A 22,588-nucleotide genomic window follows, 5' to 3' on the forward strand; every position below is an offset into this window, starting at 1 on the left:
TATGCGCTTAAGACTGGTTCGCGAGAATACGTCGATTGATTTTTTCAGCAAAGCCCGCATTTGGCTGGGCATTTCCATGGTCGCCATGGTCATCGCCTTTGCGTCCTTCATGATCCAAGGGCTGAACTACGGCATCGACTTTCAGGGTGGGACAAGTATTCGCACCGATAGTTCCCAGCCTGTGGACGTTGCTGAATACCGGGCTGTGCTTGATGCGCTTGATCTTGGTGATATCTCAATCGCGCCTATTGATGATCCGCTCTTTGACGAAGATCAGTATGTGGCTTTGGTTCGTGTTCAGGCACAGGAGGGTGATGAGCGTATTGCGTCTGAAACGATTGAAGCGATCCAAGCGGCCTTGCGCACGATTGACCCTGGTATGACGTTTCCATCGGTTGAATCCGTCGGTCCCAAAGTTTCCGGTGAGCTAATTCAAACGGCTATCATTGCGGTGGCTTTGGCCGTGATCGCGATCTTGCTGTATATTTGGCTGCGCTTTGAATGGCAGTTTGCTGTCGGTGCTGTGCTTGCGCTCAGCCACGATGTGATCCTGACGATCGGGATATTTTCAGAACTCCAGATCAAGTTTGATCTGGCGATCATCGCGGCCTTGCTGACCATCGTGGGTTATTCGATCAACGACACGGTGATCGTCTTTGACCGTGTGCGTGAAAACCTGCGCAAGTATAAGAAAAAGGACCTCAAAGAGGTGCTGAATATCTCGATCAACGAAACGCTCAGCCGGACCTTGATGACCTCGGTCACCACGATGTTGGCGTTGTTGGCGCTGTTCATTCTAGGTGGTGACGTGATCCGCGGTTTTGTCTTTGCGATGATGTGGGGCGTTTTGATCGGGACCTATTCGTCGATCTTCGTGGCTTCCGCTATTCTGCTGGTGCTGGGGGTCAAGCGCGACTGGTCCAAGAAAGACCCAAGTGCGGGCACCAAATACGGCCATATCGACACCTGAAGGGGGCAAAATGCGCCTGAACGAAATCAGCTATAACGATGCAGTGCCAATCGACGGCTATGGCACGGGGTTTTTCCGTGTGGGTGGCAAGCGATATGATGGGGCATTGCTTGTCTTGCCCAATGGCGTGACAGCTTGGGGTGGTTTCGAGGATACCGCGACTTTGTTGGCGCAGGTCGCTGAAATTGACGTGCTGTTTGTTGGAACCGGCGCAGAGATCGCCCATCCGCCCAAAGATTTCCGGGCAACGCTGGAAGACGCCGGGATCGGGGTTGAGACGATGGCCTCACCAGCCGCTTGCCGCACTTACAACGTGCTGCTGTCAGAGGGGCGGCGGGTGGCGGTGGCCCTGTTGCCTGTTTGAATGCTTGAAGTCATTGCCCTCAAATGTGAGCGCGGTGGAGTGCCGATCCTTGACAATATTTACTTTGAGGTCCCGGCAGGTCAGGCGCTTATCCTTCGAGGCCCCAACGGCGTTGGCAAGACAACCTTGTTGCGTACCTTGGCAGGCTTACAGCCATCTCAAGCTGGCATTGTAAGTTATCCCGAGGACGAGGGAGCCTATGCCAGCCACGCTGACGGGATCAAGACTGCGCTCACCGTGACTGAGAACCTCAAGTTTTGGGCTGATGTTCATGGTACGACGATGTCCGATGATATTCTTGAAACCTTCGATCTGGGTGATTTGCGCGACCGCCTTGGCGGCACGCTTTCCGCCGGACAAAAACGCCGCCTTGGTTTGGCGCGGCTTGGTGTGATTGGGCGCAAGGTTCTGTTTTTGGATGAACCGACGGTGTCGCTTGACCGGTTTTCGGTAAAGCTCTTTGCGGATTGGTTGCAGAACACCCACCTGGCGGCGGGCGGCATTGCGGTGATCGCCACGCATATTGACTTGGGGCTGGATGCACCTGAATTGGACCTGACCCCATTCAAGGCTGCCGATGATGCAAGCGGCGGGTCGGACGAGGCGTTCTTGTGATTGCGCTTTTGCTGCGTGATCTTCGGCTGGCCGTCCGGGCAGGTGGCGGTTTTGGACTGGGGCTTGCGTTTTTCCTGATCGTTGTGGTGCTGGTGCCTTTCGGGGTCGGGCCAGACACGGAACTGCTCTCTCGGATCGCCCCCGGCATTCTATGGGTCGCCTCGCTTTTGGCGGCACTCTTGTCGCTGGACCGGATTTTCGCGCTGGATTATGAAGATGGCTCGCTTGCTTTGCTCGCCACGTCGCCGCTGCCACTGGAAGGGGCGGCGATGGTGAAGGCTTTGGCGCATTGGATCACGACCGGCTTGCCATTGACGTTGGCAGCGCCCGCCTTGGGGTTTCTGCTCAGCCTTGCACCTGATGCTTACGCATACTTGCTGATCTCGCTTTTGATCGGGACACCGGCATTGTCAATGATCGGTACGTTTGGGGCTGCCTTGACTGTCGGATTGCGCCGGGGCGGGCTACTGCTGTCTCTCTTGGTCTTGCCGCTCTATGTCCCAACACTAATTTTCGGGGCCGAGGCGGTGCGCCGTGGTGCCGAAGGGTTGGACCCGACCGGTGCGCTCATGCTGATGGCGGGGATTACTGCCGGATCATTCGCATTGTTGCCGTTCGCCACTGCGGCTGTGTTACGCATCAATCTGCGGTGATCGGGGATTGTTGGGATGGATGAGGAAGGATAGATAGCGCCTATGTCGATGTGGGAATACGCCAATCCAAAGCTGTTCATGGGCTGGACCAGACCGGTCCTGCCTTGGAGCTTTGCGCTGGCCGGGGTTTGCCTTGTGGTTGGCCTCGTATGGGGTTTTTTCTTTACGCCTGATGATTTCCGGCAAGGATCGACCGTCAAGATTATCTACCTGCATGTTCCGGCCGCCCTGATGGCGATTAATGCGTGGATCATGATGCTGGTGGCATCACTGATCTGGGTAGTGCGGCGGCATCATGTTTCCGCTTTGGCAGCAAGGGCGGCGGCCCCTGTGGGCGTTGTGTTTACGCTGATCGCGCTTTTCACCGGGGGCATCTGGGGACAGCCAATGTGGGGGACATATTGGGCGTGGGACCCGCGTTTGACGTCCTTCCTGATCCTGTTCCTGTTCTATCTGGGCTACATCGCGCTTTGGGAAGCCATCGAAGACCCTGACACGGCGGCGGACCTGACGTCTGTCTTGTGTTTGGTCGGGTCCATATTCGCGATCCTGTCACGCTATGCGGTGTTGTTCTGGAACCAAGGGCTGCATCAAGGGGCGTCGCTGTCGCTGGACAAGGAAGAGAATATCTCGGACGTGTTCTGGTTTCCGCTTTTGGTTTGTATCGCGGGGTTTGTGTTGCTGTTCATTGCCTTGGTCCTCATGCGCACCCGCACCGAAATTCGCGCGCGCCGTATTCGTGCATTGGAAGCGAGGACACGCCGTGCCTGATTTGGGTGACTACAGAATAGAGGTTTTGTCGGCCTACGGGGTCAGCATTTTGCTGCTTGCCGCTATCGTCTGGCTGAGCTGGCGGCGCTACGTCAAGGTCCGCGCGGCTTTGGAGGCGGTTGAGAAGAATGGCTAAAATCTCGCCTCTGATGATCATGCCCCCGGTGATTTTCGCAGCCTTCGCGGGGCTCGCCTTGGCGGGGATGATGCGGGATAATCCCGATGAGTTGCGGTCGACGTTTATTGGTAACCAAGCACCAGAGATCCCGTCTGAAGCCGTACAGGGGACCGTGCAACTGACCGCAGAAGACCTGCGTTCGGGCGATATCACGTTGGTGAACTTCTGGGCCAGCTGGTGTCCGCCTTGCCGGGCCGAGCATCCAAACCTGTTGGACCTGGAGGCGCAGGGTTACCGCATCGCCGGGATCAACTTTCGCGATCAGCAGTCGATGGCGTCTGAGTATCTGGAGAATTACGACGATCCGTTCTTCGCGACCGCTTTTGACCTGCGTGGGCGCACTGCGATTGACTGGGGCGTAACTGCGCCGCCCGAGACATTCATCGTGGATGGGGACGGGACAGTGCTGTATCGGTTCGTCGGGCCGCTGGTGGGGTCGGACTATGAGCAGCGGTTTTTGCCGGAGTTGGCGAAGGCTATGGAGTAGGACGAGACCCGCCTATGAATAAAGCGGCATCACACGTTCGCAGTCTGGCTGCAACAGCCCTGTTTTCAGCGTTGGCTTCGTTTGCCGTGGGTCAGAGTGGTACGGAGGTATTCGATCCAAACGAGCCACATGCATTAACGCAAACCATTGGCGTCGAGATCGTCGAGAATTCAGATTTTCCAAGAATCATAGACGACTTACTCCTGACACAGGAGTACAAATACACATACCATGTTTCAGAAAACTATCATTATCTCGTTATGTTATTTGATACGCCGCTTCACTGCAGATCGGGACTTTGTTTGCGCCTGATCGTGGAAAGTCGTGGGAGCGAGTACATCAATCCGACTCTAACGATGATGAGACCTGACGTCGGATTGGGTAGAGGCTTTGCCCCTGTCAGAGAGCCCGTATACGAAAACTGTAGGGTTCAATTGCCTGAATTTTGCGTCGATCTTGTGGAATAACCCCGGTGTTTCCACCGGGGCCAACCAAAATCAAGCAGCCTTCGCCAGGTTCCGCAGCACATAGTGTAGCACGCCGCCGTTTTCGATGTATTCGATCTCAACGGCCGTATCGATGCGGCATTTGACGGTGATTTCTTTGACCGTGCCATCCGCCATCGTGATCTTGGCGGTCATGTCTTGCAGTGGCTTGACCGCATCCAGACCTTCGATGGTCACTGTTTCCTCACCAGTCAGACCCAGCGATTTGCGATTGTCACCGCCTGTAAACTCGAACGGAACAACGCCCATCCCAACAAGGTTGGAGCGGTGGATACGTTCAAAGTTTTCAGCGATCACAGCCTTCACACCTAGCAATGCTGTCCCTTTGGCCGCCCAATCGCGCGATGATCCGGCACCGTATTGTTCGCCTGCAAAGACGACCAGTGGTGTGCCTGCCTCTTGGTGCGTCATGGCCGCATCAAAGATCGACGTTTGATCGCCGTTTGGCCCTTTGGTGTAACCGCCTTCGACGCCGTCCAGCATTTCGTTCTTGATACGGATGTTGGCGAATGTGCCGCGCATCATCACTTCGTGGTTACCGCGGCGCGATCCGTAGGAGTTGAATTCGCGCACAGGCACCTGACGTTCGATCAAGTATTGTCCGGCAGGGGTGGTGTCTTTGAACGAACCGGCGGGGCTGATGTGGTCGGTGGTGACCATATCACCCAAAACGGCGAGAACTTTGGCATCGACCACGTTTTTGATTGTGCCTGCGTCCTTGGACATACCCTTAAAGTAAGGCGGGTTCTGGACGTAGGTGGATGTGGCTGGCCAATCGTAGGTTTCGCTGTCCGTCGTTTCGACAGCTTGCCACTTTTCGTCGCCTTTGAAGACGTCAGCGTATTTGCTGATGAATGCTTCGCGGGTGACCGTGCGTTCGACCAACTCGTTGATCTCGGCTGAGGTGGGCCAGATGTCTTTGAGGTAGACGTCATTGCCTTTTTGGTCCTGTCCCAGCGGTTCGCTGGCGAGGTCGATATCCATCGTGCCTGCCAGCGCATAAGCGACGACCAGCGGTGGAGAGGCGAGGTAGTTGGCCCGCACGTCGGGTGAAATCCGCCCCTCGAAGTTGCGGTTGCCGGACAAGACCGAAGTTGCGACCAGATCACCTTCGGCAATCGCGTCAGACAGTTCTTTTTGGATCGGGCCAGAGTTGCCGATACAGGTCGTGCAGCCATAGCCAACAAGGTTGAATCCGATCTTGTCGAGGTCCTCTTGCAGGCCTGCGGCCTCCAAATACTCGGACACGACTTGGGAACCGGGGGCGAGCGATGTTTTCACCCAAGGTTTGCGGTTCAGGCCCAAGGCCGCCGCTTTGCGCGCCACCAGACCTGCGCCGATCATGACGTAAGGGTTGGATGTGTTGGTGCAGGATGTGATCGAGGCGATGACGACCTTACCGGATGACAGCGTGTAGTCTTCGCCTGCAACCGCCACTTCTTTGTTCATCGGACGCTTAAATGTTTCTTCCATCTCGCGGGTGAACGCGGTCTTGGCGTCGGTCAATGCAACGTAATCCTGCGGACGCTTGGGGCCGGAAATCGCAGGAACGATGGTGCCCATGTCAAGGTGCAGGGTGTCGGTGTAGACCGGTGCATAATCGTCGCCACGCCAGAAACCGTTTTCCTTGGCGTAAGCTTCGACCAGTGCGATACGGTCTTCGTCGCGGCCTGTGTTGCGCAGGTAGCGTAGGGTTTCGCCGTCGATAGGGAAGAAGCCGCAGGTGGCGCCATATTCTGGTGCCATGTTCGCGATTGTTGCACGATCTGCCAGTGGGAGGACGTCGAGACCAGCACCGTAGAATTCGACGAATTTGCCGACAACGCCCAGTTCACGCAGCATTTCCACGACTTTCAGCACAAGGTCAGTGCCGGTCGTGCCTTCGACCATTTGGCCGGTCAGCTCAAAGCCCACAACCTCGGGGATAAGCATAGACACAGGCTGGCCCAGCATCGCGGCTTCCGCCTCGATCCCGCCAACGCCCCAGCCCAGCACGGCAAGGCCGTTGACCATCGTGGTGTGGCTGTCTGTGCCGACCAGCGTGTCAGGGTAGGCTACTTCTTCACCGTTCTGGTCTTTGTCGGTCCAAACGGTTTGCGCGAGATATTCGAGGTTCACCTGGTGGCAGATGCCTGTGCCCGGGGGCACCACGCGAAAGTTGTTAAACGCACCTTGGCCCCATTTCAGGAACTGATAGCGTTCCATGTTCCGTTCGTATTCACGGTCCACGTTCATCTGGAAGGCGCGCGGATTGCCGAATTCGTCGATCATGACCGAGTGGTCGATGACCAGATCAACCGGGTTCAGTGGATTAATCTGCTGTGCGTCACCACCCAAGGCCACGATCCCGTCGCGCATCGCGGCAAGGTCAACCACCGCCGGCACACCGGTGAAATCCTGCATCAACACGCGGGCAGGGCGGTAGGCGATTTCGCGGGGGTTCTTGCCGCCGTTATCGGCCCATGCGGAAAACGCTTTGATGTCGTCAACGGATACCGAAAAACCACCGTCTTCGAAGCGCAGCAGGTTTTCCAGAACCACTTTGAGAGCCGCTGGCAGTTTTGAGAAATCACCCAAACCCGCAGCCTCTGCCGCCGGGATCGAATAGTAAGCGACCGACTGGTCACCGACTGTGAGGGTTTTACGGGTTTTTGCGGTGTCATTGCCGACTGTGATCGTCATGGCGGTCCCTTTCGTGGCTTTTGCGTAAGCAAGGCTATCGTTGGTGGTGATGCACCATGCAGATTCGTCATGCAATGCGGCGCTTTCGCGCGTTGTATACCGTTGCACACAATAAAGATCAACGATGATTACAACTGAAACATTGTTAACTTTCCACTCGCAATTGGTTGATTGGCCATTTCAGTCGAAGCTGACTAAACCGGTTGGACAGTAACTCAAGACCGAGGCCCATCATGCGCAGTTTTCTAACACTTATGTCGTTTGTGGGCCTGTTCCACGCGTCGCAAGCTGTCGCGCAAAATGGTCCGGTTGTGGTCGAGTTATACACCTCGCAAGGGTGTTCTTCCTGTCCGCCGGCGGATGCCATGTTGCATGACCTTGCAAAACGTGACGATGTGATCGCTTTGGCGTTGCATGTGGACTATTGGGACTACATCGGCTGGAAGGATATCTTCGCGTCACCTCAGTATACTGAGCGTCAACATGCCTACGCCCGAGCGGCCAATGCGACGACTGTCTACACACCGCAAATGATTATCGGTGGGGTTGATCATGTGATTGGATCACGCCCGATGCAGGTTATGGATACGGTTCAGGCGCACAATCGGCGTGGAAATCCGTTTGATGTCCAACTGACCCGGCGTGGCAACAATGTGATCGTCAATGCAGCCCCCGGAGCGCGCGGTGACTATGTGGTACAATTGGTTCGCTATACGCCTGAAGAAACCGTTTCGATCCGCCGCGGTGAAAACGCGGGGCGCAATCTAAGCTATGCCAATATCGTCACATCATGGGATGTGATCGGACAATGGGATGGCCGCTCTGCCTTGGCGCTTGAGGCGTTGGCCAACGGGGATAGCCCCGTTGTGGTGATCCTGCAGCAAGGCGCGAATGGCCCTATTGTTGGTGCAGCGGAACTACGCTGAGCTTTTGCGGCTCTTTTTCCACCGCTTGTGAACCCAAAACCATTGTGCCGGATTTCGCGCGATCTGCGCTTCAAGCCGGGCGTTCATCTGCAACAGCATGTCCTCAGCTGTGCCGTGGGTGATAGGGGCCTCGACCTCAACCTGAAATGACACGCCGTCTGTTTGTCTGATGCCAAAGTAGGGGATGACGACCGCATCAAGTTTCAGCGCGATCTCGGCGGCTGAAAGTGAGGTGCGCGCCGGATGCCCCAGAAAAGGCAAGGATGCGCCGGGGGCTGACACGTCATAAAGCAACGTGCCCATGCCGCCGCCGCGCAGGTGCCGGACAAATCCCATCGTTCCGCGCCTGCCTTGCGCAAAGACCGGGCCGCCCCAAGAGGTCATGGTCTTGGCATAATGATCGTTGAAGTAGGCGTTCTGCATCGGGCGATACAGCCCCCCGATCGTGTGACCCATGCGGGTCAGAACCTGCCGCGGGGCTTCGTGATTACCGAAATGGGCGGTGACAAAGATGACAGGCTGCTGATCTTTAACGGCCGTGACAAGTGCATCCAGACCATCGCCTGTCGGTTCGGTCGTCTTAAGCTTTTCGCCAAAGTCCTGCCAAGAATAGTTTTCAATAATCGTGCGACCGAAGTTGTCACAACAGCTTTCGGCCAATTGGCGGCGATCTATTACGCCCATTTCGGGATAAATCAGCGCGAGGTTTTCTTCGGCGCGTTTCCGATACCCTGTCAGCGGACCGATCGCGCGGCGCAAGGCGCTGCCCATCATCGGCACGCGTGTGTCATAAGGCAGGCGCATCAGCGTACCGATCAGCCCGCGCAAGGCGCGGTCTGCCAGCCAATCGGCCTTTGATCCTTCGGGCAGTGGTTCAGTGGTCACGCAGCATCCGGTGATTTGGGCAATCCAGTACCGATCATACTGTCGCGCGTGACCAGTTTGGCAAGGTCATCTGCGCTCCACCCATCGGTTCCTTCGGGTCGGGCAGGGATCACGACATAACGCATGTCGGCTGTGCTGTCATGAACGCGGACGGTGGTGGTGTCAGGTAGGGTGACACCGAATTCAGCCAGCACTTTGCGCGGTTCTTTGACGGTGCGGGATCGGTAGGCGCGTGATTTGTACCAATCAGGCGGCAAGCCCAACAGGTTGCGCGGGTAGCATGAGCAAAGCGTGCAGACGACGACATTGTGCTCTGTCGGCGTGTTTTCTAGTGCGATCAGTTTCATCGGACCAACGTCAAAACCCATGTCGCGTGTCGCCGCACTGGCGTCGGCCAGCAGCGCGTCCCGGAACGCTGGATCGGTCCACGCACGGGCCACGACGGCGGCCCCGTTCGCCGGCGTGCGGGCATCCATCGTGTCGATTTGCGCGTTGATCTCTGCCGCGGTTGTCACGCCTTTTTCGATCAGCAATTCGCGCACGGCGATTTCCATCTGCTGCCAATAGGTCAGCGGGTGGTCATCGTCGGGCCGGTAAGGGTGGCCTGAGGGCGACAAGTGGTCATGATGATCATGGGGCATGTGGGGCCTCTGCCGGTTCGAGCCAGTGGCTATAGATTTCAGCGTCGATGGTGTCGTTGGGGTTGGCGGCTGCTGCGCCCCAAACCTCGGTCATGGAAAACCGCATGCGCATCAATGGCAGTGCTTGGGCTTGGAGGCCGTAAGCGAGTGCTTCGGGGTTCGGGAAAGGGCCAAGTGTACGTTCAACCCAACCGCATTTGCCGCGCAGATAAGCAGGTGTGCGTACGTGTCCGGGCGGCATATCCGCCCGCACCCGCATATATTGGCGATCACTCACTGGCGGCCTCGCCGTAAGTCGCACCGCGTGCGGCGACCTGTGTCATGCGTTGGGCAAGTTCGGATGTGGTGTAGACGCCAGCTTCGATCAGGTTCTGGTTCACCGATGCGATCCAGCGTTCATAATAGGTCATCGTCTCGAACGCCTCTTCGCCCATGTCCTCAAGAACGCGGCGCAGGCCATCAACCGTGAAATGCCCTTTGCCTGAGGCGACAATCATCAGCGCGTCAACGCGTTTTTCCCACAGCGAAAAATCATGCTGGTCTGTTGGGACAGGTCCGGCTGCGGTGCCGCCCATGTCGTGCCAGCGTTGGCCGTCGAATGTGTTGGTGTCAGTCATAAGGCAAAGTGTAGAGCATTCCTTGCCGGACGTGAATCACTATTCGCGTTGCTAGCCGTCCTCTTCGTCATCCGCCTCATCAGGGTCGATCAAGGTGATCACCCCGGCATCGGCCTTTTCGCGAATGCTGGCTGTGACGGCGGCCATCGCCTTTTCTGCATCGGTTTTTTTGACACGTCCGCGTTCGTCGGCATCTTCGCGCAGCTGCCCAGCCATGCGTTGCGACAGGCTGCCAAGGATAAATTCTGCGGAGTTTGCCAGTGCTTCTTCTCCGGTCAGGGTAGCGGCAAGGGCTGTAATCAGCACGTCGCCTTCGACATCCCGAATGCAGTTGGGAATGTCTGTTGGTTTGACCCGTGATGCGATGTCTTTGAAGGTAAAGATCGCTTTGCGCACATCGCTGGCAAAATCGGGGTCGGTGCCGCCCAACCCTTCAAGCACGTCTTCGCGGGTGTCTGTTGCGGTGGAGTTCAGGATCGCGCCCAAACGCTGTACTGGTGCCTTGTCAAAAGCGATGTCGCGTTGTTGGCCGTAGTCCTGCGCTAAAGCCGCACCAATCCGCCTGACCGCGTCGGGTGTGATGTTTTCGGTTTGGGACATTGCGTATGTGATTCGTCGGGCCCTGTCTCCTGGGGTCTTTGAAAGCACTTCTGCGGCTTTTCCAAAGGGTAATTTTGAAAGGGCAACGGCGCAGACTTCGATGCTTTCGGCACACATGATTGCAATAATCCGGTCAACGCTGAGGTCGACAACGATAGGCCAATGATCGCCATTGCGGACACTATCGAGTTGCGCACGCAACTGATCCGCGAGGGTCGGGCTGAGGTGATCAGCCAATGCGACAATGGCCCCATCACGGGTTCCTGATCCGGTAAGGCCAATGGCCTCAAGTTCGGCTGTGAATTCCTCTGCTACCGCCGAAACCGTTGCTTTATCCACGCGGCGCAGTGCACCGAGTTCATCCGTCAAAGCAAGTTGGAGCGTCTCGGGTAGCTGGTCAAGCGACAGCGTTGCGCCATCGTCTATCAGCATTTGAACAACCATCGCCGCTTTGCGGCGACGTGTTAGCGCCATGTCGGACATATTTGGTGAAGAAAAATCCATACCTGACGTCATAGCCGCATCAGCGTAAAGGATTGGTTATTCTGGCGGCTTTAAGATCCGGGGTGGGTGACCATAATCGACATCTTTTTGAGATGTTCGACTGTATCGGGATCAAGCGATGCGGTATCGGCAGTATTGTCATGGATCAGAACGACATCAGCTTCAAGCTGCGCAATCTCGTCATCAGTGAATTCGCGGTCGGGATGGGCAAAACCACCGATGCTGCGGCTGTCACCTGACACTGCGGCAATCACAACACCGTATTTCATGCCATATTCGCCGGCCATTTTCAGAACACCAGCGGGGTCTTCAAGCCCTGACCAGCGTTTGCCGCCCGCATTTTCGAAGCCCCAGGCAACCATCGGATCCATCATGATCAAGCCGTTGCTTGAGTAGTAATCAAGCCAGGCTTTCGGATAGGTCTGAAAAACGAACTTGGGTGTGGTATACTCAACATGGAACCCGAGTGCGTAACCTGCTGGCGCGAGCTGATTTAACTTTCCAAGCGTCTCACTAATCTCAAACTTTGTCGGCTGCATCGACCATTACTCGCTTTCCGGTTGCCAAAACTGCTAAATACCAAATACTGTGGGCCTGACGTCTTGCGTCGATTGTAGTGGCAAGTCTGTCGCAGGAACAAGGGCTTTATCCTCGGATGGCCTGTTGAGGGTAACGAATGTCAAAACTACTGGGTCTTGATGAGATAGGGCAACTTGCCCCGTCAGGCCACTATGTTGCGTTACGCATTGGGTTTGCCTTTCCGATGGAAGAAGTAAATGCGCTTCCGCCAGATTGGGTCGCGCATTACACCAAACAGCGATTTGCGCTCTTTGATCCGGTACTTAGGTGGGCCTATGGCAACGTCGGTGCTGTGCGATGGAGTGAGTTCCCCGTCGACGACCCCAAACGGATCATCGCGCAGGCCAAAACCTTCGGCATGCGATACGGTGTGACCGTTTCAGTATTCGACAGCTCGGCGGACGCGCAGCGGTCTTTTGCATCTTTTACGCGACCTGATCGAGAATACACCGACCTTGAGATGAAGCTATTGCAGGCCTATCTGGCGCGCCGCCACAATGAGACTGCTCCTCCGACGAATCTGACCAAAGCTGAACTCGAAGCGCTGGGCATGGTTAAAGATGGTCGCCGGTTGAAGGAGATCGCCTTTGAGTTGAGTGTTAGTGAGGGCGCCGTCAAACAGCGGCTGAAAAACGCGAAACTGAAGCTTGGCGCGAAAACGGGCACACAAGCCGCCGCATTAGCGAGTCAATACGGTCTAATATAGACAAATCTTCAGGCTTTTTTTCTGACCTCCGAACAATTAGAGCTAAATTGTCCACATAGTGGTAACGTCACTTTCGGCGGAGGTGGGGCCGTCGCTGAAAAACATACAACCAGAGGGAAGACTATGGAGAATATTACTTTTAACCTGACGGAGCTCCACAAGCATGGAACTGCATTTTTTGAGTTCCTTGCGCTTCGCAAACAGTTTTTCGTTGACCAGTTGGGTTGGGACATCCCCCACGACAACGATGTCGAGATGGACCAGTACGACAACCCCAAGGCGTATTACTCGCTGGCGATGCAAGACGGTAAGGTCGTCGCAGGTATGCGTGCAATGGCCACAACGGCCCAATGGGGATCGCATACGTACATGCTGCGTGATGCCGTTGATGGAAAGCTGATCGGGATACCAGCTGATATCATTCCAGAAGCAGAGGTGACACCAAATGTCTGGGAAGCCACGCGCATCGTTATTTCCGATGAAATCGACACCCATGCAGGGCGGTCACAGGCGCTGGGCCTTGTGCTGAACGGGGTCGTTGAACAGGCACGGGCGCAGGGTGCGACCGAAATTATGGCACTTTGCCCACCGGTCTTTGCCAGAACGATGCGTCAGATTGGTTTCCCCGTGCATGTCATTGGCGAGCCTTATGTCAACCATCACGACAATCGCCGTTATGTGGCAATGAAAGGCAAGATAGCAGGCGTGACCTGGCAGGATCCTGGCGCGGTACAAGCTGCCAAAAGCAGCGCGGTGGAGAAGACGCATGTCAGCGAGTTCGCTGCCTAACGTCGTGCCTGGCAAAAACCATGTCTGTCAGCCGCCGAATAGGCTGTCAGGTAAATCGACCCTTTAGCGCGTCCCAAAGACGCGCGCAAAAATCGTATCAACGTTTTTCATGTGATACCCGAGATCGAATTTTTCTTCGATCTCTGCCGGGGAAAGTGCGCCCAATACATCCGCATCGGCAAGGAGCTCGGTTTTAAAATCGGCTCCTTGTTCCCATACTTTCATCGCGTTGCGCTGCACAAGTTTATAGGCGTCTTCGCGGCTGACGCCTGCTTGCGTAAGTGCGAGCAGGACGCGTTGCGACATGATCAGGCCGCGGAATTTGTTCATGTTTGCCAGCATATTGTCGGGATAAATCACCATTTTTTCAATAACACCAGCAAGCCGGTTCAGGGCAAAGTCCAGTGTCACGGTTGTGTCCGGCCCAATTGCGCGTTCGACAGATGAATGGCTGATATCGCGCTCATGCCAAAGGGCCACGTTTTCCATCGCGGGGACGACGGACATGCGCACCAGACGGGCGAGCCCAGTCAGGTTTTCGGTTAGCACCGGGTTGCGTTTGTGGGGCATGGCGGACGAACCTTTTTGACCGGCGGAGAAAAACTCTTCGGCTTCCAGCACTTCGGTACGCTGCATGTGCCGGATCTCGGTCGCGATGTTCTCGATGCTGGACGCGATGACGCCCAGCGTGGCAAAGAACATGGCGTGGCGGTCGCGCGGGATGACTTGGGTGCTGATCGGTTCGGGCTTGAGGCCCAGTTGCGCGCAGACGTGCTCTTCGACCGATGGGTCGATGTTGGCGAAGGTGCCAACGGCGCCAGAGATCGCGCCGGTCGCGATTTCTTCGCGGGCATTTAGCAGCCGCGCGCGGCCCCGGTCCATTTCGGCGTAGAAGCGCGCGAAGGTCAGACCCATCGTGGTCGGTTCTGCGTGAATACCGTGACTGCGTCCGATTCGGACGGTGTCTTTATGCTCATACGCGCGGGTTTTCAGTGCGGCGAGAACGCGGTCCATGTCAGTGATCAGCAGATCGGCGGCGCGGACCAGTTGCAGGTTGAATGTGGTGTCGAGCACGTCAGATGACGTCATGCCCTGATGCACGAAGCGCGCATCGTCTGATCCGATGTGTTCGGCCAGGTGCGTCAAGAAGGCGATAACGTCGTGTTTGGTGACCGCTTCGATTTCATCAATGCGGGCCACGTCGAATTCAACATCCTTGGCTTTCCAGACCGCTTCGGCGTTTTCTTTGGGGATCACCCCGATGGCCGCTTGTGCGTCGCAAGCGTGCGCCTCGATCTCGTACCAGATGCGGAATTTGGTCGCTGGCTCCCAAATGGCGGTCATTTCCGGGCGAGAATAGCGAGGGATCATGGGCAGGCACCTTCATGTCAGGGGTGGGCAGAGGATTCCTGACGCGTCATAAGGGGCGGGGGCGGAACCCTCAAGGGAGAGATGCGCATGTTGCGGGGAATGGTGGCTTTGCTTTTGATGCCGAGGGCGATTTTGGCCAACGAAGCGCGTGCGATGGATGGCGGGTCCCCCAAGTGAAGCTTTCAGCCGTAGATTTTGAGGGTAACTGGCGAATTCAGCGCGAGATTACGGATATGCGAATTCTTGAAAGCGGCACGCTTGAGGGCGAAGCGCATTTTACCGCGAAGGAGAACGGGCTGCTTTTCCATGAACGTGGAATGCTGCGTTTTGCAGGTGGTGCACCGGTATTGGCGGAACGCAGCTATCAATGGTCTTTCCAAGACGATGAAGTGTTTGTGGCATATGCGGATGGAACGCCATTTCACAGCTTTGCAAGGGTCGGTGCCCCTGTTGCCACCCCGCATCTGTGTGGAGAGGACATGTACCGTGGAATATACTCTTTCGTGCGGTTTCCACAGTGGCAGGTGACCTGGACTGTGAAGGGGCCGCGCAAGAACTACCGATCAGTCACGCAATACACGCCGGAGTGCTAGCGCCATCACACTTGCGCCGCGCCGCGGCATAGGCAATAAAACCGTAATGAAATAGATAATAGGGGAGAGCGGCACATGGCCCTCGCACTCAACGATAAAGTTCTGGCCGAGGCCTTTGGCCCATCCGAAGGCACTGCATTACGCGTCAAGCAAGTGGCGATGGTGGTTCTGGGCATCGTCGCCTTGGCGATTTTGGCAAAGGTCAAAGTGCCTATGTGGCCTGTGCCAATCACAATGGGCACCTTTGCTGTGCTGACCATTGGCGCGACTTATGGCCCGCGTCTGGGGCTGGCAACGATCCTTGGATATATGATTGTCGGCGCCTTGGGCTTTGACGTCTTTGCAGGCTCTACCGCTGAAAACTATGGTCTGGCCTATATGATGGGCGGCACTGGTGGTTATCTGCTGGGCTACGTGCTCGCCACGCTGGCGCTGGGTTTTGCAGCACGCGCCGGTTGGGACCGTTCGGTTTTGATGATGGCTGTTGCATTGTTGATTGCGAATGCGCTGATCTATCTGCCCGGTGTTGCTTGGCTGACGGTGCTTTACGAAGGCAAAACGCTGGCTTGGGCCGTTGAAGTTGGTCTGACACCATTCCTAATCGGTGACGCGCTCAAGCTGGGGCTTGCAGCTTTGCTTGTACCCGGCCTGTGGAAGCTGATCGGCAACGCCCGCACTTAAGTGTTTGCAAAAGAGTTCTGATAAGGCGCAGCATCAATGCTGCGCCTTTTTTCATGCCAGATGCGTGGATACAGTAGACGCCCGTTCAAGCGTACGGTGCACCGGGCATTTGTCCGCGATCTCAAGCAGCCTGTCGCGCTGTTCGGGGCTCAGGTCGCCTTCAAGCCGGATCAGGCGATCAAAGTGATCCACTTTTGCGCCGGGGTCCGCCGCATCTGCTGCATGTTCCTTGGCGTGAGTGATATCGACACTGACACCGGTGAGTGGCCAGCCTTTGCGCCGCGCATACATGCGGATGGTCATTGAGGTGCAGGCACCAAGGCCCGCAGAGACCAAACCATAGGGTGTAAGCCCCTTGTTGGTGCCGCCATATTTGGCAGGCTCATCGGCCAGCACGTGATGCGGCCCGGACTGGACGTCTTGCAGAAAGCCGTTCGCGTCGGCCTCGGTCACGCGCATGATGCCTTCGGGTACGGCGGCTTGCGCCTTTGGCTCTTCCAGTTGCAGATAGCGCTTGGACCATGCGGCAATCACGTCGGCTGCATATTCGGCGTCAGCGGGACGGCTGATGAGGTGGTCTGCGTCATCCAAGGTGACAAAGCTTTTGGGGTGTTTTGCAGCAAGGAAGATGTCAGAGGCGTTTTCAACACCAACGGTCGCATCGCGCGGGGCGTGCAGCACCAGAAGGGATGCGCCAAGTTTCGCGATAGACGCTTTCAGGTTCGCTTTGCTGACGTCTTCGACAAAGTCTTTACCGATGCGGAAAGGTCTGCCACCAAGCGAGACCTCGGCGACGCCCTGATCGACGATTTGTGGGATCGCGTGGGCAAAGTTATGGGTGACATGTTCAGGATCGAATGGTGCGCCGATTGTCACGACAGCTTTGATGCTGTCCATCATTGGGGCAGCTTTTAGCACTGCTGCACCCCCCAATGAATGCCCGATGATCAGCGAAGGGGACATGCCGCGCGCGTCCAATGCCTGACACGCGGCGATCAGATCATCGACGTTAGAGGTAAAGCTGGTGTTTTCGAACTCACCCTCGGAATGGCCCAGACCTGTGAAATCAAACCGCAGCACCGCGATACCCATCGAGGACAGTCGCGCGGCGATCCGGCGGGCGGCGGTGATGTCCTTGGAACAGGTAAAGCAATGCGCAAACAACGCAGTCGCCAGATGTGGCCCGTTGGGCATATCAAGACGCGCGGCGAGCGTGTCGCCCGCGTGCCCGGTGAAGGTAAGCTTTTCGGTTGGCATGTGACGGGACCTTTCCTTGGCGGTCTGCATAAAAACTGCGCAAGTCATGGCAATCAGATGCGCATGCGGCAACTCTATTTGCAGACAATCGCGGCAAGGTGAGAGATGTTACTGAGATGAAACTGTTGTTTTGGATGATGCAGGCGGGGACTGTCTGCCTGCTACTCGCGCTCATTTTGAGCTTTGCAGGTGCGTTGCATCCGGCCTTTGACAGCCTGTCTTTGCTGCGTTTGCCGCTTGCCATCGTTTGCCTGCTATTCCTTGTTTTTCCGATGGGCATGCGCCTGCGTCTGATGCTGGCGGCCTGCGTGATGCTGGGGGCGGGGACGACTGTGCCGATGTTTTTTGGTGCCGATGATGCGGATGACCTGCGCATCTATTCCAAGAACATGTGGTTTCGGAATGGTCAACTGGCTGCCTTGGCCGACGACATACGTGATAGCGACGCTGATGTTGTCGCATTGCAGGAGGTCTCGCGCGGCAATCGCGTGATGATGGCAGCGTTGCGCGATGTCTATCCACATCAGCATATTTGCACGTTCTCGGGATGGAACGGTGTTGCTGTGCTGTCGCGAGAGCCGATTTTGCAGACCCGGTGTTCCGACCGGCGGGCGTTGGCTGCGGTGCAGCTGGATCGTGGGCAAGGGCCAATGTGGGTGGCATCCGTGCACCTCAGCTGGCCTTTTCCTTATGGCAATGCAACGTCGGCGCAATCAGCCATTGAGGTGCTTGATGCGTTGGATGGGCCGGTCGTGATGGCCGGTGATTTCAACATATTTCCTTGGGCCAATAGCGTGCAGGGGATGCAGCAGACCGCTGATCTAAAGGTCGCTCAGCCTGTGCGTCCGACCTATGACTTGCGCGGTGTGCCACTGCTGCTGGATCACGTGCATGCGCCGGGCGGGGGCACGGCGCAGTATCGCGGGCTGCTTGGGTCGGATCATCTTGGCGTGCTGGCAGATGTATCGCTGAAGCCTTAAATCCCCATCAACGCCGGATCATGGGGATATTTGGTCAGGTTTTCATAGCCGGTTTCGGTGATCAGGACCTGATCTTCCAGTTTGATGGAAAAATCGCCGCCTTCGGGGCTGATCAGTGCTTCGACGCAGAGTGTCATGCCTGCCTGTAGTTCGTAATCAAAAGCGCCAGGTACCATTTTGTCTGGGTAGGCGACCAAGGGCCATTCATCGCAAAGCCCCACGCCATGCATCAGGCAGCCGTATTTCAGGTTCTGATACTTGTCGGGCAGGACATGGGTGTTGCGGCTCAGCTCTTCTATGTTCACGCCGGGTTTGAGCATGTCCATGTTGGTGCGGATGTGTTCGACGCCGATCTGCATCGCTTCGATCATATCGGGTCGGGGTTTCTGGTCGCCGATCCACCATGTACGGCTGATATCGACGCAGATGCCGTAGGCGCCAATCAGATCTGTATCAAAGGCGACGATTTCGTTGTTCTGTACGATCCGCCCGCCACATTCCTGAAACCAGGGGTTGGTGCGCGGGCCGGATGACAGCAGCCGCGTTTCGATCCATTCGCCACCGCGGCGGATGTTTTCGGCATGCAGCACCGCCCAGATATCATCTTCGGACATATTGCCTTGGGGCACGCCTGCGCGGGCGGCGTCTTCCATGGCATAGCAGGCGGCCTCACAGGCGTGGCTTGCGCAGCGCATTGCCAGGATTTCATCGGGGCCTTTGATGCTGCGTGCTTTCTCGGTCAACTCCTCGCCGGGGTAAACGGTGAAGCCCACGGCCTCTAACGCGCGCAAACCATGCAGCATGGGTTTGTCGACGCCCAGGTTCATGTTGCCGCCGCTGTGCTCGTGGATCAGATCGCGCACTTCGTTGGCAAAATTGTCTGCGGCAGGTTCCAGTTTGTCGCCGCGATCGAAATAGAAGAGGTCCGCACCTGTGCGCTGTTCATTCACCAACGGATTGAATTTGCTCAGGAACATCCCGTTCTTGTAGTCCCATATGACCATGTAACCATCGGCGCAAACGATACAGGCGCGGAATGGGTTGTGGCTGTTCCATAGCTGCATATTGGTGCTGTCGGTGGCGTAGCGGATGTTGAGCGGATCAAACATGAGGATGCCGCCATAGTCGCGCGCATTGACCGCATCGACCAACCGCTTGTGGCGCCAAGCGCGCATCGCAGGCAGGTTGGGCAGTTGCAGGCCGGCCGCAGCCCATTCGTTGAAGGCCAGTTGCGTCGGCCCTATCTCGACCCGGTCCTGATCATTAGGGGTGCCGTCGCCCAGCGTGGCACCACGTGTTGGGTCGATTTTGCGGGTGTCACGGTAGTGGGTATTCATGGCGATTATCCTTGGCCTTATGGGGCCAAGTATGCGCGCGTTCCCCGTCAGATCATGTCCGTTTTCGACATTTCCCGGTCTTTGCGGCGTGCTACAGGCCGGGATCCAGCGCGCCTTGGGCGACTAATGCGTCATATTTTTCGCGATCAAACCACCAGAAATCCATATTGCGGAAGACGTCATAAGGGGCGGGTTCTTCGGGGATGCCGAATATGTCCCAGACCGCAACACGGTGGTAGTCAATCGTCCAGCCGGAAACCCAAATATGTTTGGATCGCAAAACCCGGTCCAGTGCACGTGCAGCGATGTTCAGCTCTTCACGCGATTGCGCGACCACAACCCGTTCGATCAATGCATCAACGACAGGATCGGCAAGCCCTGTCAGGTTGTTGCTGCCTTCGGCCTCTGCCGCGGCAGAGCCATAAAATGCACGCAGTTCTGAACTGGGCGTTGTCGAGACGAACCACGCCGTATGCGAAAGATCAAAGTCAAACTCTTGGCGGCGTTGGGTCCATGTGCTGGGGTCAAGGACCTCATATTCGATATCAATCCCCAAGGCCCTTAGATTTTCAGTATATGGGATCATGATCCGTTCAAGGCTGCGGCTGCTGTCGGGAAATTCCAGGCGCATCGGCTCACCGGCGGCGTTGCGGCGGACGCCATCATCGCCCACGACCCAGCCGGCGGCGTCAAGTAACTCGCCAGCGCGGCGCAACGCGCCCCGGTCGCGCGGGCGGTCACCGCTGACATTGGGGACAAAGGCGGGTTCGGTGAAAATCTCTGATGGCAGCTGATCGCGGAATTCTTCCAGCAAAGCCAGTTCGGCACCTTCGGGCAGGCCGCTGGCCTGCATGTCAGTATTTTCAAAGAAGCTGTCTGTCCGCCCGTAAGCATCATAAAAAATCGTTGCATTGGTCCATTCAAAGTTGAAGGCATAGCCAAGAGCTTGGCGCACGCGGATGTCCTGCAGCACAGGGTTGCGCATGTTCAGCCAGGTGCCCTGCGCGCGACCGGGGCGGCCATCGGGGATCTGCATTTGCTTGACATAACCCGCTTGAGCGGCGGGAAAGTCATATCCCGTCGCCCACGATGACGACCGGTTTTCGACGCGCTTGTGATATTCACCGGCGGCAAAGGCTTCTAACCCCACGGTATCGTCGGCGAAGTATTCGTAGTTGAAACAGTCGAAATTGTTGCGGCCCACGTTCACCGGTAGGTCGGCAGCCCAGTAATCATCGTCCTTGCAGAAGGTAAGTGTGCGGGGGGCATCGACGCTTGTCAGCTCGTATGGGCCAGACCCAAGGGGGGTATCCATCCAACTGTCCGCGAAAGGCACCGTGTCGTAAAAATGTTCAGGCAGCACGGCCAATCCTCCGATGCTGCCTAAAAGGCCACTTCCCGCGCCCTCGGCCAGGTCAAACCGCACACGGTGATCGCTTTCGGCTTCGACGTTCAGAACATCAGCCAACAGGTTGCGGTAAAACGGGTGCCCTTCGGTTTGGAGTGCGTTGACTGTGAAGACCACGTCTTGGGCTGTCACCGGTTCGCCGTCATGAAACCGCGCTTCTGGACGCATGTTGAACGTCACATAAGACAGGTCGTCGGGGTATTCGATGGTTTCCGCGATCAAACCGTAAAGCGCATCAGGTTCATCATTCGCCCGCACCATAAGGCTGTCATAGACATGCACCGCGACCTCGGGCGCGCTGTCGCCTTTGATGATGAAGGCGTTCAGGCTGTCGAAGGTGGTGTTGCCATAAAGCTGGCGCTGGCTGAGTGTGCCGCCTTGGGGCGCATCTGGGTTGGCATAAGCGAAATGGGTGAAATCGGGGCCGTATTTGAGATCGCCAAAGGTAGAATAGCCGTGGCTGATGGTGACATCGGCATAGGCGGGGGCGGAAAGGGCGAACAGCGACAAAGCGGCGTAGATATGCAATCTCATGATGGGCTCCGATCAAGGGTCTGACATACAAACAAGCATGAATGGCTGTTGAGTCAAGGTAGTGCGAGATGCGCTGTTGTGCGTGCACAATTCCGTTATAGGTCACTGGTATGACAGTCATTCTTCTGATCCTTGCTGCGGTCGTCGCGGGTTTTGGTTTTCGCGCGTGGCAAAGACGGGCGCGCAGGCAGGTGTTGTTGCATGCGGCCTTGTCCGATCATCAACGCCAGATCGTTGCGCAAGAAGTCCCGATCACACGGCGTTTGCCCGATGCCCTGCGCGCGCGGTTTGAGGGCAAGATCAATCTATTTCTGGATCAGTTAGACTTTATCGGCTGCGATGAGTTGACGGTCACGGATGCGATGCGCCTTTCTATCGCTGCACAGGCCTGCCTTGTCATCGTGAATAGTGATGCGTGGTACAAAAACCTGCGCACGATCCTGATCTATCCCGGTGCGTTCAAATCCAGGACCACAACGCATGATGGCTACGTCGTACGCGAGGAAGAAGTGGTGCGTTTGGGGGAAAGCTGGTCACGGGGCCCGGTGATCTTGTCCTGGCACCATAGCCAGCAGGGGGCCGCTGTCGAAGATGATGGCAAGAACGTCGTCCTGCATGAATTTGCCCACCAGCTTGATGATCTGTCAGGCCAGACCAATGGTGTGCCGTTGTTTCGTAAAGGGCAGAGCTTTGCGGAATGGGAGCGTGTTTTCCTTGATGCCTTTGCGCGCCATGAGCAAAGCGTGGAAACGGGAAAGAGGGCGTTATTGGACCCATATGGTGCCACGAACCATCAAGAGTTCTTCGCCGTCGCCATTGAGGCCTTTTTCGAGAAGCCAGGCGCATTGAAACGGGATGAGCCCAAGATTTATGGGCAACTTGCAATCCTGCTTGATTTGGATCCCGCGACTTGGGATTGAGCATCGCAAGCCGCGATTGACGTCAACTCAACAA

General features: G+C 56.6%; 26 protein-coding genes. 15 read left to right on the top strand and 11 right to left on the bottom strand.

Annotation, left to right across the window (positions count from 1 at the left end; all coding sequences use genetic code 11):
* The first annotated feature begins 1 nt into the window (after window position 1).
* From secF to MWU60_RS01210, 8 genes are read left to right on the top strand one after another with little or no spacing between them, the layout of a single operon-like run.
* A complete protein-coding gene (secF, locus tag MWU60_RS01175) occupies window positions 2-970 on the top strand; it encodes a protein translocase subunit SecF (RefSeq protein WP_247225216.1) in 969 nt (322 codons plus the stop codon).
* Between the two features lie 10 nt (window positions 971-980).
* A complete protein-coding gene (locus MWU60_RS01180) occupies window positions 981-1,334 on the top strand; it encodes an Mth938-like domain-containing protein (RefSeq protein ID WP_247225217.1) in 354 nt (117 codons plus the stop codon).
* Window positions 1,335-1,949 (top strand): heme ABC exporter ATP-binding protein CcmA, encoded by a 615-nt coding sequence (gene ccmA, locus MWU60_RS01185; protein WP_247225218.1) that lies wholly within the window; start codon window positions 1,335-1,337, stop codon window positions 1,947-1,949.
* Window positions 1,946-2,602, top strand: a complete 657-nt coding sequence (gene ccmB, locus MWU60_RS01190; RefSeq protein WP_247225219.1) for a heme exporter protein CcmB — start codon at window positions 1,946-1,948, stop codon at window positions 2,600-2,602. Before ccmA ends, ccmB begins: the two co-directional genes overlap by 4 nt.
* 42 nt (window positions 2,603-2,644) lie before the next feature.
* A complete protein-coding gene (locus tag MWU60_RS01195) occupies window positions 2,645-3,373 on the top strand; it encodes a heme ABC transporter permease (protein ID WP_247225220.1) in 729 nt (242 codons plus the stop codon).
* The gene (ccmD, locus tag MWU60_RS01200) at window positions 3,366-3,509 is read left to right on the top strand and encodes a heme exporter protein CcmD (protein WP_247225221.1); all 144 of its coding nucleotides are present in this window, start codon (window positions 3,366-3,368) and stop codon (window positions 3,507-3,509) included. Before MWU60_RS01195 ends, ccmD begins: the two co-directional genes overlap by 8 nt.
* Window positions 3,502-4,038 carry a DsbE family thiol:disulfide interchange protein gene (locus MWU60_RS01205; protein ID WP_247225222.1) on the top strand — a complete coding sequence of 179 codons (537 nt, stop codon included), beginning with the start codon at window positions 3,502-3,504 and terminating at the stop codon, window positions 4,036-4,038. Before ccmD ends, MWU60_RS01205 begins: the two co-directional genes overlap by 8 nt.
* 14 nt (window positions 4,039-4,052) lie before the next feature.
* Window positions 4,053-4,505, top strand: coding sequence for a hypothetical protein (locus MWU60_RS01210; RefSeq protein ID WP_247225223.1), 453 nt, complete (start codon window positions 4,053-4,055; stop codon window positions 4,503-4,505).
* A gap of 30 nt (window positions 4,506-4,535) precedes the next feature.
* Here the strand turns inward: MWU60_RS01210 and acnA are convergent, their stop codons facing one another.
* A complete protein-coding gene (gene acnA, locus MWU60_RS01215; RefSeq protein WP_247225224.1) occupies window positions 4,536-7,226 on the bottom strand; it encodes an aconitate hydratase AcnA in 2,691 nt (896 codons plus the stop codon).
* A 233-nt stretch (window positions 7,227-7,459) separates the two neighbouring features.
* On the opposite strand from acnA, the gene MWU60_RS01220 reads away from it, so the two are divergent.
* Window positions 7,460-8,152 (top strand): DUF1223 domain-containing protein, encoded by a 693-nt coding sequence (locus MWU60_RS01220; RefSeq protein ID WP_247225225.1) that lies wholly within the window; start codon window positions 7,460-7,462, stop codon window positions 8,150-8,152.
* Here MWU60_RS01220 and MWU60_RS01225 read toward each other — a convergent pair.
* The 6 genes from MWU60_RS01225 to MWU60_RS01245 form a co-directional block, all read right to left on the bottom strand.
* Entirely contained in the window at window positions 8,144-9,037 is an 894-nt protein-coding gene (locus tag MWU60_RS01225; RefSeq protein ID WP_247225226.1) for a lysophospholipid acyltransferase family protein, read from the bottom strand. The genes MWU60_RS01220 and MWU60_RS01225 overlap by 9 nt on opposite strands.
* On the bottom strand, window positions 9,034-9,678 hold the full coding sequence (gene nthA, locus MWU60_RS01230) for a nitrile hydratase subunit alpha (protein ID WP_247225227.1): 645 nt from the start codon (window positions 9,676-9,678) through the stop codon (window positions 9,034-9,036). Before nthA ends, MWU60_RS01225 begins: the two co-directional genes overlap by 4 nt.
* Window positions 9,668-9,937, bottom strand: a complete 270-nt coding sequence (locus MWU60_RS19470) for an SH3-like domain-containing protein (protein WP_281493206.1) — start codon at window positions 9,935-9,937, stop codon at window positions 9,668-9,670. Before MWU60_RS19470 ends, nthA begins: the two co-directional genes overlap by 11 nt.
* A gap of 10 nt (window positions 9,938-9,947) precedes the next feature.
* Window positions 9,948-10,295, bottom strand: coding sequence for an SH3-like domain-containing protein (locus MWU60_RS19475; protein ID WP_281493174.1), 348 nt, complete (start codon window positions 10,293-10,295; stop codon window positions 9,948-9,950).
* 51 nt (window positions 10,296-10,346) lie between these two features.
* Window positions 10,347-11,369 (bottom strand): FliG C-terminal domain-containing protein, encoded by a 1,023-nt coding sequence (locus tag MWU60_RS01240; protein ID WP_247225228.1) that lies wholly within the window; start codon window positions 11,367-11,369, stop codon window positions 10,347-10,349.
* An 80-nt stretch (window positions 11,370-11,449) separates the two neighbouring features.
* Window positions 11,450-11,938, bottom strand: a complete 489-nt coding sequence (locus MWU60_RS01245) for an autoinducer binding domain-containing protein (protein ID WP_247225229.1) — start codon at window positions 11,936-11,938, stop codon at window positions 11,450-11,452.
* 137 nt (window positions 11,939-12,075) lie between these two features.
* Between MWU60_RS01245 and MWU60_RS01250 the strand changes: the two genes are divergently transcribed.
* Complete coding sequence (locus MWU60_RS01250; RefSeq protein WP_247225230.1) at window positions 12,076-12,684, top strand: autoinducer binding domain-containing protein; 609 nt, start codon at window positions 12,076-12,078, stop codon at window positions 12,682-12,684.
* Between the two features lie 123 nt (window positions 12,685-12,807).
* Window positions 12,808-13,473 carry an acyl-homoserine-lactone synthase gene (locus MWU60_RS01255; protein WP_247225231.1) on the top strand — a complete coding sequence of 222 codons (666 nt, stop codon included), beginning with the start codon at window positions 12,808-12,810 and terminating at the stop codon, window positions 13,471-13,473.
* A gap of 63 nt (window positions 13,474-13,536) precedes the next feature.
* Here the strand turns inward: MWU60_RS01255 and purB are convergent, their stop codons facing one another.
* Window positions 13,537-14,844 (bottom strand): adenylosuccinate lyase, encoded by a 1,308-nt coding sequence (purB, locus tag MWU60_RS01260; RefSeq protein ID WP_247225232.1) that lies wholly within the window; start codon window positions 14,842-14,844, stop codon window positions 13,537-13,539.
* Window positions 14,845-15,017: 173 nt separating this feature from the next.
* On the opposite strand from purB, the gene MWU60_RS01265 reads away from it, so the two are divergent.
* Together MWU60_RS01265 and MWU60_RS01270 are read left to right on the top strand one after the other, a co-directional pair.
* On the top strand, window positions 15,018-15,437 hold the full coding sequence (locus MWU60_RS01265; protein WP_348644663.1) for a DUF6314 family protein: 420 nt from the start codon (window positions 15,018-15,020) through the stop codon (window positions 15,435-15,437).
* A 75-nt stretch (window positions 15,438-15,512) separates the two neighbouring features.
* A complete protein-coding gene (locus MWU60_RS01270) occupies window positions 15,513-16,118 on the top strand; it encodes a biotin transporter BioY (protein ID WP_247225234.1) in 606 nt (201 codons plus the stop codon).
* A gap of 51 nt (window positions 16,119-16,169) precedes the next feature.
* On the opposite strand, the gene MWU60_RS01275 is transcribed toward MWU60_RS01270, so the two are convergent.
* Complete coding sequence (locus MWU60_RS01275) at window positions 16,170-17,375, bottom strand: bifunctional alpha/beta hydrolase/OsmC family protein (RefSeq protein ID WP_247225235.1); 1,206 nt, start codon at window positions 17,373-17,375, stop codon at window positions 16,170-16,172.
* Window positions 17,376-17,473: 98 nt separating this feature from the next.
* Between MWU60_RS01275 and MWU60_RS01280 the strand changes: the two genes are divergently transcribed.
* Complete coding sequence (locus MWU60_RS01280; protein WP_247225236.1) at window positions 17,474-18,355, top strand: endonuclease/exonuclease/phosphatase family protein; 882 nt, start codon at window positions 17,474-17,476, stop codon at window positions 18,353-18,355.
* On the opposite strand, the gene dddP is transcribed toward MWU60_RS01280, so the two are convergent.
* Together dddP and MWU60_RS01290 are read right to left on the bottom strand one after the other, a co-directional pair.
* Window positions 18,352-19,692 (bottom strand): dimethylsulfonioproprionate lyase DddP, encoded by a 1,341-nt coding sequence (gene dddP / locus MWU60_RS01285; protein ID WP_247225237.1) that lies wholly within the window; start codon window positions 19,690-19,692, stop codon window positions 18,352-18,354. The genes MWU60_RS01280 and dddP overlap by 4 nt on opposite strands.
* Before the next feature lie 91 nt (window positions 19,693-19,783).
* On the bottom strand, window positions 19,784-21,634 hold the full coding sequence (locus tag MWU60_RS01290) for an extracellular solute-binding protein (RefSeq protein ID WP_247225238.1): 1,851 nt from the start codon (window positions 21,632-21,634) through the stop codon (window positions 19,784-19,786).
* Window positions 21,635-21,744: 110 nt separating this feature from the next.
* Between MWU60_RS01290 and MWU60_RS01295 the strand changes: the two genes are divergently transcribed.
* The gene (locus MWU60_RS01295; RefSeq protein WP_247225239.1) at window positions 21,745-22,554 is read left to right on the top strand and encodes a M90 family metallopeptidase; all 810 of its coding nucleotides are present in this window, start codon (window positions 21,745-21,747) and stop codon (window positions 22,552-22,554) included.
* The last annotated feature ends 34 nt before the right edge of the window (window positions 22,555-22,588 follow it).

It is taken from the genome of Yoonia sp. F2084L, from assembly GCF_023015625.1.
GTDB lineage: Bacteria > Pseudomonadota > Alphaproteobacteria > Rhodobacterales > Rhodobacteraceae > Yoonia.

Coding starts and splice junctions, on each gene's coding strand:
- secF (WP_247225216.1), top strand. CDS start 2: ATGCGCTTAAGACTGGTTCGCGAGAATACGTCGATTGATTTTTTCAGC.
- MWU60_RS01180 (WP_247225217.1), top strand. CDS start 981: ATGCGCCTGAACGAAATCAGCTATAACGATGCAGTGCCAATCGACGGC.
- ccmA (WP_247225218.1), top strand. CDS start 1,335: ATGCTTGAAGTCATTGCCCTCAAATGTGAGCGCGGTGGAGTGCCGATC.
- MWU60_RS01195 (WP_247225220.1), top strand. CDS start 2,645: ATGTCGATGTGGGAATACGCCAATCCAAAGCTGTTCATGGGCTGGACC.
- MWU60_RS01205 (WP_247225222.1), top strand. CDS start 3,502: ATGGCTAAAATCTCGCCTCTGATGATCATGCCCCCGGTGATTTTCGCA.
- MWU60_RS01210 (WP_247225223.1), top strand. CDS start 4,053: ATGAATAAAGCGGCATCACACGTTCGCAGTCTGGCTGCAACAGCCCTG.
- acnA (WP_247225224.1), bottom strand. CDS start 7,226: ATGACGATCACAGTCGGCAATGACACCGCAAAAACCCGTAAAACCCTC.
- MWU60_RS01220 (WP_247225225.1), top strand. CDS start 7,460: ATGCGCAGTTTTCTAACACTTATGTCGTTTGTGGGCCTGTTCCACGCG.
- nthA (WP_247225227.1), bottom strand. CDS start 9,678: ATGCCCCATGATCATCATGACCACTTGTCGCCCTCAGGCCACCCTTAC.
- MWU60_RS19470 (WP_281493206.1), bottom strand. CDS start 9,937: ATGCGGGTGCGGGCGGATATGCCGCCCGGACACGTACGCACACCTGCT.
- MWU60_RS19475 (WP_281493174.1), bottom strand. CDS start 10,295: ATGACTGACACCAACACATTCGACGGCCAACGCTGGCACGACATGGGC.
- MWU60_RS01240 (WP_247225228.1), bottom strand. CDS start 11,369: ATGGCGCTAACACGTCGCCGCAAAGCGGCGATGGTTGTTCAAATGCTG.
- MWU60_RS01245 (WP_247225229.1), bottom strand. CDS start 11,938: ATGCAGCCGACAAAGTTTGAGATTAGTGAGACGCTTGGAAAGTTAAAT.
- MWU60_RS01250 (WP_247225230.1), top strand. CDS start 12,076: ATGTCAAAACTACTGGGTCTTGATGAGATAGGGCAACTTGCCCCGTCA.
- MWU60_RS01255 (WP_247225231.1), top strand. CDS start 12,808: ATGGAGAATATTACTTTTAACCTGACGGAGCTCCACAAGCATGGAACT.
- purB (WP_247225232.1), bottom strand. CDS start 14,844: ATGATCCCTCGCTATTCTCGCCCGGAAATGACCGCCATTTGGGAGCCA.
- MWU60_RS01270 (WP_247225234.1), top strand. CDS start 15,513: ATGGCCCTCGCACTCAACGATAAAGTTCTGGCCGAGGCCTTTGGCCCA.
- MWU60_RS01275 (WP_247225235.1), bottom strand. CDS start 17,375: ATGCCAACCGAAAAGCTTACCTTCACCGGGCACGCGGGCGACACGCTC.
- dddP (WP_247225237.1), bottom strand. CDS start 19,692: ATGAATACCCACTACCGTGACACCCGCAAAATCGACCCAACACGTGGT.
- MWU60_RS01290 (WP_247225238.1), bottom strand. CDS start 21,634: ATGAGATTGCATATCTACGCCGCTTTGTCGCTGTTCGCCCTTTCCGCC.
- MWU60_RS01295 (WP_247225239.1), top strand. CDS start 21,745: ATGACAGTCATTCTTCTGATCCTTGCTGCGGTCGTCGCGGGTTTTGGT.